Raw genomic sequence first — 6,341 nt, forward strand, 5'->3', positions numbered from 1 at the left:
ACCTTGACGGCGTTGCCGTTGGCGTCGGTGATCTTGAGGTAGGCCTCGTCGTGGTCGCCCTCGCTGTTCTTCTGGCAGTGCAGCTCGAACAGCTCGATCTTCACGTAGTCGATCGGCTCGGCCTGGGCGGTGCCGGCGAAGAGGCCGACGCTGCCGAGGCCCAGCAGAGCGGTGGCGGCGAGGCGTGCGGTCCGGTTCTTGCGCATGTGGTGTCCCCCCACACTCGGGTCACTCGCGTGACAGTGGTCCCGGCCCGCGCTCCGGCGGGCCGGTGTGCCGTTCCCCCCGGCACGTCACCCACTGTGCCCCGGACCGCCCCGCCGGTTCTCCGCGCGTTCCGCTGGACGGAACGCACCGCCTCCGGCGGCCGGTCAGCGGACGAGCGCGGCGGGCGGGACGGTCCCGCGGGGCACGCCCCGGGCGAGGACCCGGGTGATCGCGGCGCCCGCCTCGGCCACGGCCTGGGCGAGCGCGTCGAGCCGGCGGCCGGCCGGGACCAGCCCGGCGAGCGCGGCGACGATCCGTCCGTCGGGGGCGCGCACCGGAAGCGCGGCGCAGCACACCCCGTCCATCACGTCCTCCCGGTCGAGGACCGCGCCGCCCTGCCGGGGACCGCGCAGGGCCCGGCCGGCGGCGGTGTCGAGGTGGAAGGCGGTGCCGTCCCGGACCGGGACCACTGCCTCCAGTTCCCCGGGCACGGAGCCGACGGTGATCGCCATGTCCTCGCGCAGCACGGTGAGGACGACACTGGCGCCGGTGGCGGCGCGCAGCCGCTGGACCGGCAGCCGGGCGGCGGGGCGGAGCCCGGGGTGGGGCTCCCAGGCCTGGCCGAGGCGGTACAGCTGGGGCCCGACCCGGTAGCGGGAGCCCCTGCGTTCGACGGCGCCGACGGCGACCAGCTGGTCGAGGAGCCGGTGCACGCTGCCTTTGGGAACGCCGCAGGCGAGGGCCAGTTCGGTCACGCCGGCCTCGTCGCCGGTCCTGCGGAGGGCGTCGAGGAGGGCGAACGCCCCCTCCAGCACGCCGCGCCCGCGCCCGCCGGGCGCCGCGTCCCGACCGCCGGCGATGCCCGCCGTCACCCGCGCCGCTCTTCGCGCCGTGGTCGTACCGGTGTCCATGGGTCCCCCCTGTCTCTCCGCCCGGCCGTTGTCCCCCGACGGCACGGCTCCGGGCACGCCTTCCACCATGCACCCGGGCCGGGCCGTCCGGCCAGGAGTTCGCTCCGCGCGTCGCGCCCCGCGAGCGGATGGCCGTCCTTTGCCGAGTCGTCACACGGCGTCCGGTGTGGGGTCCCGGCAGGGTCATCCGCCGCCTCTAGGCTCGGCCTTCATGAACGACGTACCACCGAGCGCGCCCCGGGCGCGTCCCCACCACCTCGGCTACGGGTCGACGGCGCTCGCCGCCGTCCTCGTCCTGGCCGCCCCGTCGCTGCTCCTGTCCGAACCGGCCGGCGGCGCGCCGCACGCCGCGTCCGCCCCTGTCGCCGCGCCGGCCGCGCCCGGTGCGCCCGCCTCCTCCCGCTCCTGGGTCCGCCGGGCCGGCGAGCCGATGACGGTCATCGCCCACCGGGGCGCCTCCTCCGCGGCGCCGGAGAACACCCTGATCGCGGACGAGGTGGCCCGCCGCGGCGGAGCGGTCTGGATCGAGAACGACGTGCAGCCGAGCAAGGACGGCGTGCCGTACGTCCTGCACGACTCCACCGTCGACCGGACCACCGACGGCACGGGACCGATCCGCTCGCTCACCTCCGCCCAGCTCGACGCCCTGGACGCCGGGTCCTGGTTCGCGCCCGCCTTCGCCGGGGCCCGGGTCCCCACCCTCGCCGCCCAGCTGACGGACCTGCGGACGCGCGGGGGCAGGCTGCTCCTGGAGATCAAGGGCCCGCACGGGCGCCAGGAGGTGGACCGGATCGTCCGGGAGGTCCGGAGCCTGCGGATGACCGACCGGGTCTTCGTCCAGAGCTTCGATCCGGCCGCCCTGCGGTACGTCCGGGAGCTCGCGCCGGAGCTGCCGCTGGGGCTGCTGCGGGACACTCTGGACCCCGATCCGGTGGCGGTGGCCGGGGAGTTGGGCCTGGCCGCGTACAACGTCTCGGACCGCGGCCTGTCGGCCCGCCCGCTCGCCGTGCAGGAGCTGCACGCGGCGGGGGTGGCGGTGAACGTGTGGACGGTCGACCGGCCGGCCCGCTGGAAGGAGCTGGACGCCCTGGGCGTCGACGGGGTCATCACCAACCGTCCGACGGAGCTCGCGGGCTGGCTGACGGGCCGGGCCGCGGGGGCGTAGACCGGGCCCCCGGCGGGCTGTCCGGGGCCTTGCCGTTCCTCCTCTCCCGCCGGGCGGGCATCGCCTACGCTTCGGGCCACGAGGGCGTGGCGAGCGGCCCGCCCGGCACAGGGGAGACACGATGAGCAAGGCCAAGGGGACGGAAGCCGGTACGGCGCCGGCCACGCCGCACGTCGCGGACAGCCACGATCTGATCCGCGTGCACGGGGCGCGCGAGAACAACCTGAAGGACGTCAGCATCGAGATCCCCAAGCGGCGCCTGACGGTGTTCACCGGTGTGTCCGGCTCGGGCAAGAGTTCCCTGGTGTTCGACACCATCGCCGCGGAGTCGCAGCGGCTGATCAACGAGACGTACAGCGCCTTCGTCCAGGGGTTCATGCCGACGCCGGGCCGCCCCGAGGTCGACGTCCTCGAAGGGCTGACGACCGCGATCATCGTGGACCAGCAGCGCATGGGCGCCGACCCGCGCTCCACGGTGGGGACGGCCACCGACGCCAACGCGATGCTGCGGATCCTCTTCAGCCGGCTCGGCGACCCCCACATCGGACCGCCGAGCGCGTACGCCTTCAACGTGCCCTCGGTCCGGGCGAGCGGCGCCATCACGGTGGAGCGCGGCACCACCAGGAAGGCGGAGAAGGCCACCTTCTCGCGCACCGGCGGCATGTGCCCGCGCTGCGAGGGACGGGGCACGGTCTCGGAGCTCGACCCGGCGCAGCTCTACGACGCGTCCAGGACCCTCGACGAGGGCGCGATCACCGTGCCGGGCTTCAAGGGCGGCGGCTGGAGCGCCCGGCTCTACAGCGAGTCCGGCTTCTTCCCCGCGGACAAGCCGGTCCGCGAGTTCACCGAGCGGGAGCTCCACGACTTCCTGTACCGCGAGCCGACGCGGATGAAGATCGCGGGGATCAACATGACGTACGAGGGGCTGGTCCCCCGGATCCAGAAGTCGATGCTCTCCAAGGACAAGGAGGGCATGCAGCCGCACATCCGGGAGTTCGTGGAGCGGGCGGTGACCTTCACGACGTGCCCCGACTGCGACGGCACCCGGCTGAGCGAGGGGGCGCGGACCTCGAGGATCAAGGGGATCAGCATCGCGGACGCCTGCGCGATGCAGATCACCGACCTGGCGGCCTGGGTGCGCGGGTTGGACGAGCCGTCGGTGGCGCCGCTGCTCGGCACCCTGCGGCGGACGCTCGACTCGTTCGAGGAGATCGGCCTGGGATATCTGTCGCTGGACCGCCCGGCGGGCACCCTCTCGGGCGGTGAGGCGCAGCGCGTCAAGATGATCCGCCACCTCGGCTCCTCCCTCACCGACACGACGTACGTCTTCGACGAGCCGACCACGGGCCTGCACCCGCACGACATCCAGCGGATGAACACCCTGCTGCTCCGGCTGCGGGACAAGGGCAACACGGTCCTGGTGGTGGAGCACAAGCCGCAGACCATCGCCGTCGCCGACCATGTGGTGGACCTCGGTCCGGGTGCCGGTACGGCGGGCGGAAGCGTCTGTTTCGAGGGCACCGTGGAGGGGCTGCGCGCCTCGGACACGGTGACGGGCCGCCACCTGGACGACCGGGCCTCCCTGAAGGAGTCGGTGCGCACACCCACCGGCGCGCTGGAGATCCGGGGCGCGAACGCCCACAATCTGCGGGACGTGGACGTCGACATCCCGCTCGGGGTGCTGTGCGTGGTCACGGGGGTCGCCGGGTCGGGCAAGAGCTCGCTGCTGCACGGGTCGATTCCGCCCGGGGTGGAGGTCGTCCCGGTCGACCAGGCCCCGATCCGTGGGTCACGGCGCAGCAACCCGGCGACGTACACGGGGCTGCTCGACCCGATCCGCAAGGCGTTCGCCAAGGCCAACGGGGTCAAGCCGGCGCTGTTCAGCGCGAATTCGGAGGGAGCCTGCCCGACCTGCAACGGTGCCGGGGTGGTCTTCACGGACCTGGCGATGATGGCGGGGGTCGCGACGACCTGTGAGGAGTGCGAGGGGAAGCGGTTCCAGGCCTCGGTCCTGGAGTACCGCCTCGGCGGCAGGGACATCAGTGAGGTGCTCGCCATGCCGGTGGACGAGGCGGAGGCGTTCTTCGCCTCCGGTGAGGCGCGCACCCCGGCCGCGCACCGGATCCTGGAGCGGCTCTCCGACGTGGGCCTCGGCTACCTGACCCTCGGTCAGCCGCTGACGACCCTGTCCGGCGGGGAGCGGCAGCGGCTCAAGCTCGCCACGCACATGGCGGACAAGGGCGGGGTGTACGTCCTGGACGAGCCGACCACGGGGCTTCACCTGGCGGACGTGGAGCAGCTCCTCGGGCTGCTCGACCGGCTGGTGGACTCGGGCAGGTCGGTCGTCGTCATCGAGCACCACCCCGCGGTGATGGCGCACGCCGACTGGATCGTGGATCTCGGTCCCGGGGCGGGGCACGACGGCGGCCGGATCGTCTTCGAGGGCACGCCGGCGGAGCTGGTGGCGGCCCGCTCCACGCTGACCGGGGAACACCTGGCGCAGTACGTGGGCGCCTGACAGGGGCAGGGCGACGGGGGCCGGCGCCGTCGGCGGACGGTCCCGGCCGGGAAAGAAGCGGGGGGTGAATCTCCGGCGATCCGTCCGGGATCCGGGGGAACGGTAACGCTCCGTGGACCTCCCGTACGCCGTGAGCGCGCACGCGTTATTTTGATGCGGCGATCTTGCGCCGCGCGAGGTTCGCTTCGGCGACCGACAGGATGCGGCCGCGCCCCACGGCCCCTCGGCCACGACACCCGGCCGGCTCGGCGGGGACCCCGTTCCGCTGACGGGTGCCGTGGCCGGCGGTCCGGCACGGGGATCGGCCGCTTCACGCCATACGAGGGTTTTTCACTGTTTCTCCCCGTAGTTCACGAATCTGTCGGCGAGTGGCGGGCAGACGTACGGTTCAGAGAACGCCCCGCTCACCGAGGGAGTGAGACACGTGACGCCCTTCCTCCGCCGGCACCGCGAGCTGCGGGGCTCGGGGGCCGCCGCCCAGGCCCGGCAAGAGGTCCGGGGCATCATCGACGAGGCACTGCTCGCCGGTCTGACGGTCCGCCGTCGCGACGAGGAGGACGCGCTGCTCGTGACGTGCGAGCTCGTGACGAACGCCGTCCGGCACACCCACGGCCCCTGCTCGCTGGACCTCGCCGTGCGGCACGACGGCATCGACATCGAGGTCACCGACCACAGCCCCGACCCGCCGCGGCCGAGGGCCCCCGACCCCTCGGGCGCCCTCGGCGGCTACGGATGGCTGCTCGTGAGCCGCCTGGCGGACGACCTCTCGATCCGCCCCGTCGACGGCGACGGCAAGACCGTGCACGCGCACATCTGTACCGGCTGAACCGCGCGCCACCGGTCCGCGGGGCGTGCCCCGGGGTTCCCGCCTGCGCCCCCGGCCCCGGGGGAGCACACTGGAGGGACGTGGGCGCGGACCTTCCGCGCCTCCCCTCGCCCCAGGATCGAGGCGCATCCCCGTGGTGACGAACGACCGCTTCGGACACGGTGTCGTCCCCCACACCTTCCTCGCCTCCGGCCGGCGCCTCTACCGGGCGCCGAGGGGGCAGGCCCGGATCGGGTGGGAGGAGCCCGCGTCGCCCGGCACCGTGCTGCTGACGGCGAGCGGCGAGTTCGACAGCGAGTGCGCCGGCTGCCTCCGCAAGGCCCTGGCGGACGCGGGGCGCGCGGCGAACGTGTGCACGTTCCTCGACGTCTCCCACGTGACCTTCGGGGACTCGTCGTTCCTGTACGAGCTCCTCACCGCGCACGGCAGCCATGCCCGACTGGTGCTGGTGGGTCCGCTGCCGAGCCAGCTGGGCCGGCTCTTCGAGATCACCGGCACCCAGCGCCTCTTCCACTTCGCGCCGGACCGGGCCGACGCCGGTCTGCCGTGACGGACCGGCGCCGGCCGCACACGGTGCGGCCGGTTCACGTGCCGTCCGGAACACTCCTGGGATCCGCCTCGATCCCGACGCGTGAACGCGGCGCGGCGGGGTAGACGCGGGGCCGGGTGTACACCCCCCAGCCGCCGCCCGGTCTCCCCCCCTCCGGGCGGCGG

General features: G+C 74.0%; 5 protein-coding genes and 1 pseudogene. 4 read left to right on the forward strand and 2 right to left on the reverse strand.

The window, feature by feature from the left end:
- Together RIF68_RS23465 and RIF68_RS23470 are read right to left on the reverse strand one after the other, a co-directional pair.
- Positions 1 to 206, reverse strand: a pseudogene (locus tag RIF68_RS23465) (hypothetical protein); the annotation flags it as partial.
- Between the two features lie 165 nt (positions 207 to 371).
- A complete protein-coding gene (locus RIF68_RS23470) occupies positions 372 to 1,118 on the reverse strand; it encodes a helix-turn-helix domain-containing protein (protein WP_309053269.1) in 747 nt (248 codons plus the stop codon).
- 211 nt (positions 1,119 to 1,329) lie between these two features.
- Between RIF68_RS23470 and RIF68_RS23475 the strand changes: the two genes are divergently transcribed.
- From RIF68_RS23475 to RIF68_RS23490, 4 genes are all read left to right on the forward strand, one after another.
- On the forward strand, positions 1,330 to 2,283 hold the full coding sequence (locus RIF68_RS23475) for a glycerophosphodiester phosphodiesterase family protein (RefSeq protein ID WP_309053270.1): 954 nt from the start codon (positions 1,330 to 1,332) through the stop codon (positions 2,281 to 2,283).
- 121 nt (positions 2,284 to 2,404) lie between these two features.
- A complete protein-coding gene (locus tag RIF68_RS23480; RefSeq protein WP_309053271.1) occupies positions 2,405 to 4,801 on the forward strand; it encodes an excinuclease ABC subunit UvrA in 2,397 nt (798 codons plus the stop codon).
- A 424-nt stretch (positions 4,802 to 5,225) separates the two neighbouring features.
- Entirely contained in the window at positions 5,226 to 5,627 is a 402-nt protein-coding gene (locus RIF68_RS23485) for an ATP-binding protein (RefSeq protein ID WP_309053272.1), read from the forward strand.
- Positions 5,628 to 5,760: 133 nt separating this feature from the next.
- Positions 5,761 to 6,177, forward strand: a complete 417-nt coding sequence (locus RIF68_RS23490) for an STAS domain-containing protein (protein WP_309053273.1) — start codon at positions 5,761 to 5,763, stop codon at positions 6,175 to 6,177.
- Positions 6,178 to 6,341 lie beyond the last annotated feature (164 nt).

Source organism: Streptomyces sp. (genome assembly GCF_031178505.1).
Taxonomy (GTDB): Bacteria; Actinomycetota; Actinomycetes; order Streptomycetales; family Streptomycetaceae; genus Streptomyces; species Streptomyces gulbargensis.